The 6,971-nt window shown below is 33.7% G+C and carries 1 protein-coding gene; it reads right to left on the bottom strand.

Translation table 11 applies throughout. The annotated features are described in order from the left end of the window. Positions 1 to 6,971 (bottom strand): non-ribosomal peptide synthetase (locus H527_RS22620; protein ID WP_155837950.1); only part of this gene is annotated, 6,971 nt, incomplete at both ends.

Here is a 6,971-nt window from a genome sequence, read left to right as displayed (position 1 = left end):
TTGATAATAAGTCGCTTTAGAGTAATTACATCTAATAAACTATTTGTATCCTCTAATACCAATTGTCCTCCATGTAATAAAGTACCCCAAAACTCCAATGTCGTAGCATCAAAAGAAATTGAACCTGTGGATAACCAAACCGTATCTCTATTTAAAGGAATATAATCGCAACTCGTACATAAACTTACAATATTACCATGTTCAACCATAACGCCTTTGGGAACACCAGTACTACCAGAGGTATACATGATATAAGCCAAATCATTTGGAGATAAAGTATTACTTAACCTGATTGATGAAAAACCTGAAATAATATCCCAATCTTTATCTAAACATAAAACTGTTAAGCCGTCATGTTCGTCTAATATTGTACGATTAACATCACTACTCAACACCAAGTCAATACCTGTGTCTTTGATCATGTAATTGGTACGTCTCTTTGGATGTTCTGGATCAAGAGGCACATAAACTCCTCCTGATTTCAAAATCCCAAGGATAGCAATAATTACCTCCAAACTACGATCTAAACAAATACCAACTAAAGTACCTGATTGGACTCCTTGGTTCTGTAAATAATTTGCTAATTGATTAGAACGTTTGTCTAAGTCTATATAACTTAACTCTTTTTCTTCAAAAATTACTGCTGTAGCTTTTGGGGTCTTGATAACCTGTTCTTCAAATAAATCTATAACTGTCTTATCTTCTGGATATGCTAATGAGGTATCATTAAAAACTTCTAATAACTTAGCTTTTTCCTTTTTTGATATAATATCAAGATTACCAACATTTATTTTTTCATCATTCAAGCCCTCTAAGAGTTGGGTCAGCGATTCTTTTAAATAATCAATAATCAGACTAGCATCAATACTTTTATTTACCTGAGCTTTTAATTCAAAATCATCTCCATAATCATCTACACTAATAGTAAATGGATAATTTGTTCGTTCTTGACCAGCTATAATCTTGAGACCTAAATCTATTGTGCTTTCTGATTCTGATAAAGACGGTGAGTGGCGGTAATTCAACAATGCACTAAAAAGAGGTTTTTCATTAGAGATACCACTCCAACCTTGAATATGAGATAAAGGAGTTTGCTCATAAGGTAACAAGTCTTCTAATCCAACTTTAACTTGATTTAAAAACTCTAACACACTTCCTTTTAGTTCTAAAGCTACTGGCAGAGTGTTAATAAATAAGCCTAAAGAATTAGCAGAGCCTAAAGAACCTTGTAAACGTCCTGAGAATAAAGAACCAAAAACTGCATATTCCTTATTGCTACACCTGCCTATTAGCATACCATAAGCTGCATGAAAAAATACTGCTGGGCTTATACCTAGTCTAACACTAGCATTCCTTAATGTTACACCTAGTTTTTTAGGAAGAAACATACGTAACTCATCAATATCACTACCATCTCCCATAACATTAGATAAACCAAAAGGATATGTTGGTTCTTCGATATCTCCTAGTAGAGATCTAAAATAAGATTCTCCATTATTAAGTGATTGTGCATGTAAGGTATGACCTATAAAATTTCGATATAAAACAGGAGCAGAAAGATTTGTAACATCTCCTGATGAGTATGATATGACTTCTTCTACAATCTTCTCCAAACCTACATGATCCAATATCAAATGATGTTCATGTAAAATCAAATAATAACAATCATTATCAGGATCATCTGCTGATTTTAATTCTAAAAGTGGTGCTTTTGAAATATCCATCCATTGATTACCCGGAGCAATTAATAATTTTAATTGAGATAAAACATCTTTCGATTTGTCTAAAATCAATTTTTCTACTACTAGAGGAGCTTCTCTTAATACCACTTGAACAGTACTTGGCAAACCTGAGCTTAAAACACAAGTACGCAAAACATCATGACGGGCAATAACAAACTCTAAAGCTTCGATAAAATTTTGACGTTTTGCTTGATCAGAAAACAAAAATAAGCTAGGAAGAAGGTAAGGATCTCCTTGATTAGAATCACTCATCAAATAATGAAAATGAATTCCTTCTTGTAATGGAGATAATGGATAAATATCCTGGATATTCGAAATACCCCCAGTAACCTGAGACACAACTTTATCCAAATCACTTTGGCTAAAGTCAACCAAAGGAACCATCGATGGTGTAATAAACTTACTAGAAGCTGAAATACCATTTTCAGGAACAGAATAGACTGATGATACTGACGATAATTTTTCAACGATTGAAACTATTGTAGGATTATCAAAAATATCTTTTACTCCAATGTGATAGCCTTCTAGTTGTAAACGAGACATTAATTGGGCAATTAGTAAACTATGACCACCCAACTCAAAGAAATTGTCGTACACACCTATTCGCTCTATCCCTAACAAATCCTGCCAAATAGCAACTATTTTTTTTTCTATTTTATTACGAGGAGCAACATACTCCTTCGTCGATAACTCTGTACTATCTGGATCTGGTAAGGACTTCCTGTCCAACTTACCATTGGATGTTAATGGCATTGCATCCAACTCCACCCAGATTCCAGGAACCATATAATCTGGTAAACTTCCCTTTAACTCTTCTTGTATCTTTGTCTTATCTAAATCTCCTTCTACAACAACATACCCTATCAAACGTTTGTTCCCATTAACATCCTCTTTTGCTAATACGCAACATTGATTAACGACCTCTAAAGAGGACAAGGCATTTTCGATCTCACCAAGTTCAATACGATAGCCTCTTATCTTGACTTGATCATCCGAACGCCCCATAAACTCAAGATTTCCATCGGGCAACCAACGTGCTAAATCCCCTGTCTTATACAAACGACCTCCTTGTATAAATGGATTCTCAATAAACCTGTCTTTGGTTAGTTCTTCTTTATTTAAATATCCTCTAGCAACCCCTAAACCTCCAACGCACAACTCTCCAACTACACCGATAGGCAAAAGGCATTGATTATCATCTAAGATATAAATCTGAGTATTAGCAATAGGCTTACCTATAGGAACAAGAATCTCTGGGTTTCCATTAAAAGTTGTTGCACAAATACTCGTTTCTGTTGGTCCGTAAGCATTAATATAATTGTAATGTGAAGAAAATTTCTTTGCTAATTCCAAAGCTATAGCCTCTCCCGCAGTAATTAAAGTTCGAATACCTTCTAAATCTTCAACCGATAACAACTGTAAAAATGCAGGTGGCAAAGTAGCAATGGTAATACTATTGTTAATTACAAATTCTCTAAAAAAAGCTATATCTGATTTTCTCTCTTCTTCAATAATACATAATCTAGAACCACTAAAAAGTGAAGTGAAAATCTCCGAAATCGAAGCGTCAAAAGAAGGACTTGCAAATTGTAAACAATTATCTCTATTTGAAATAGAAAAAATAGAAGTTTGAGATAAAATCGTATTGACAATACTTTTATGTTCAATCATTACTCCTTTAGGTTGACCTGTACTACCTGATGTATAAATAACATAAGCTAAATCATTGTTTTTTATAGGAATATTAAGAGCCTTATTAGAAGAAACAGAATTATCTTCTTTAAATAAATTTAAAAATGAATCATCTATAACAATACTACTAGCACTATCTTTACGTATATATTCTTTTCTTTCATCAGGATAATTTGGGTCTATTGGTACATAAACAGCTCCTGTTTTTAATATTGCTAAAAAAGAAACAATCAACCAATCATTACGATCTAAAATCACTGCAACAAAATCTCCATTATTAACATTAAAATTAGATAACAGATAGTTTGCCAAATGATTAGAATGCTTATCTAATTCCTCATAACTCATCTCATTTCCCTGAAAAACTACAGCAATAGCATCTGGAGAAATCTTAACCTGATTCTCAAACAAATGCACTAAAGTCTTATCTTGTTGTGAGTAATTTGTTGATGTATCATTGAAAACTTGCAATAACTTAATCTCTTCTGTCTTTGGTAAAACACCTAAAACATCAACATTTTCTATTGTTTTACTATTTAATCCTTCTAAAAGCTGAATCAAGGCTTCCTCCATATAAGTAATAACCCGATCAGAACTAATACTTCCATCAATTTGAGCTGTCAATCCAAAATCAACTCCATAATCATCCACACTTAATGCAAAGGGATAATTAGTACGTTCATAACTTTTAATAGTACTTATACTTAAATCTCTACTGTTTTCCTTTTCTTCTGAAGAAAGTGAAGAATGGCGATAATTCAACAAAGCACTGAATAATGCTATATCATTTGAGACACCACTCCAATTTTGAACATGAGCTAATGGAGTTTGCTCATGAGATAATAATTCTTCTAATCTTATCTTAACCTGATCCAAATATTGGTTTACACTTCCTTCTAAATTTAACATCAAAGGGAGTGTATTAATAAACAATCCTAAAGAATCAGCTGCACCTAAAGATCCTTGTAAACGACCAGAGAACAATGATCCAAAAACAGCATAATCCTTATTACTACATCTAGCTACAACCAACCCGTAAGCAGCATGAAATAAAACTGCCGGAGTCATCCCAAAATGGATACAAACATCACGAAGCTCTTTACTTAGTTTTTTAGATAAAAAGACGCTTGATTCATTAATATTGCTACCATCACCAAGAACGTTCGATAATTCAAAAGGATATGTGGGTTCCTCTATACCTCCTAATAAAGATCTAAAATAAGACTCACTATCATTAATAGACTGAGAATGTAATGTATGCCCAATAAAATCTCGATATAAAACAGGTTCCGGAAGATTGGCTCCTTCTCCAGATAAAAATGTTGTAATTTCTTCAATTACTTTTTCCAAACCAACATGATCTAATATTAAATGATGTTGATTCACTATCAAATAATAACAGCCTTTTTCTGGATCATCTGCCGATTTTAAATCTAATAATGGGGCTATCGAGGTATCCATCGATTGACAACCTGGTGCTGTCAATGACTCCAACTGAAGCAAAACCTCTTTAGAAGGATCTAAATCTAATCTATTTACTAATAAAGGAGCATCTCGCAATACGACCTGAACAGCTTTAGGCAAACCTTCACTCTTAATACAGGTACGTAGAATATCATGGCGATTAACTACAAATTGTAACGCTTCAATAAAAGAGTTTCGTTTTTCTATATCTGGAAAGGAAAGTAAATTAGGAAGAATGTAGGGGTCCCCTTGATCTTTATTACTCAATAGGTAATGAAAATACATACCTTCTTGTAAAGGAGACAAAGGATAAATATCCTGAATATTCGAAACGCCTCCTATAACACTTCCTACTATTTTATCTAAGTCACTTTGTTTAAAATCAAGTAAAGGAACCATCGATGGGGTTATACGAATACTTGAAACTTCAATACCATTCGCAGGAACACTATAAACTGAGGATAATGAAGATAATTTATCACTAATGAATACAATTTTAGGATTTTCAAAAATGTCTTTTACTCCTATACTAAAACCTTTTCTTTGTAAACGGGATATCAATTGGACAACCAATAAACTATGTCCCCCCAATTCAAAGAAATTATCATAAATACCTACTCGATCTACTCCTAATAACTCTTGCCAGATTTCTACCAATTGAAGCTCTGTATCTGTACGAGGCTCCACATACTCCTTTGTCGATAACTCCGTAGTATCTGGATCTGGTAAAGCCCCCCTATCTAACTTACCGTTGGATGTTAATGGCATTGCTTCCAATTTTACCCATAACTGAGGAATCATATAGTCTGGTAAGCTCAATCTTAACTCTTCCTTTATTTTTTCTTTTTCTAGTACGCCTTCTAAAACTACATAACCTATCAGACGATTATTACCTCTTACATCTTCCCGAGCAAGTATACAGCTACTTTGGATACCAGATATAGTCGACAAAACATTCTCTATCTCTCCTAACTCTATACGATACCCTCGAATCTTAACCTGATTGTCTTTCCTACCTATGTATTCGATAGTACCATCAGCCAACCATCTCCCTAAATCACCTGATTTATATAAACTAGCATTACTATCTTTACTAAATGGATTTTTTATAAACTTATCTCTGGTTAATTCTTTCCTATTTAAATAACCTCTTGCTACTCCTGAACCCCCTATACATAACTCTCCAACTACACCTATAGGGACTAAATTTAAATGATCATCTAATATATGGCATTCTAAAGTAGGGATTGCCGATCCTATAACACTAGTAGAAGCAAGAGTGTCAGTCACTGTAATCTCTTTATAAGTAACATGTACAGTCGTTTCTGTTATACCATACATATTTATCAACCTACAATCTGGATAGGATTCCTTCCATCTTCTCAAATAAATAGGATTTAATGCTTCTCCTCCAAAAATTACATAACGCAAGGAACTCTCTAAAACTTCCGAAAGGAACTCTTCTTGAAATACATAAAAGGAACTTGGTGTCTGATTTAAAACAGTAACTCTTTCTTTTACTAATAATTGCTTAAAAGATATAGCATCTTTGGTTGCTTCTTTGGGTACAATAACTAAACGTCCGCCATGTAATAAAGCCCCATACATCTCCCATACCGAAAAATCAAAACAAAACGAATGAAACAAAGTCCAGACATCACTGGATGAAAAATCATATAAACAGGATTCATGTTTGAATAACCGAACTACATTACTATGAGTAATTAAAACTCCCTTAGGCTTACCGGTACTTCCTGAGGTGTAAATAACATAGGCTAAATGAGAGGGACATAAAATACTTTCAGGTCTATTTGTAGGGTAACTCTTAATAACAGACCAATCCCTATCTAACATAAAAACAGATAAATCTTCTCGGTTAGCGATAACATCTACACTAGTCTCTATACTCAACACCAACCTAATACCTGCATCATCCAGCATATAGTCTATACGATCCTTTGGATACTCCGGATCAATAGGAACATAAGCACCTCCTGACTTTAAAATACCTAAAATACCTATCAGCATCTCTAAACTACGATCCAAACAGATTCCTACTAAATCATCTGGCTC

It is taken from the genome of Aquimarina muelleri DSM 19832, assembly GCF_000430665.1.
GTDB classification, from domain to species: Bacteria; Bacteroidota; Bacteroidia; order Flavobacteriales; family Flavobacteriaceae; genus Aquimarina; species Aquimarina muelleri.
Note: the sequence above shows the minus strand (reverse complement) of the source record. Positions and strands in the feature narration are given on the sequence as shown.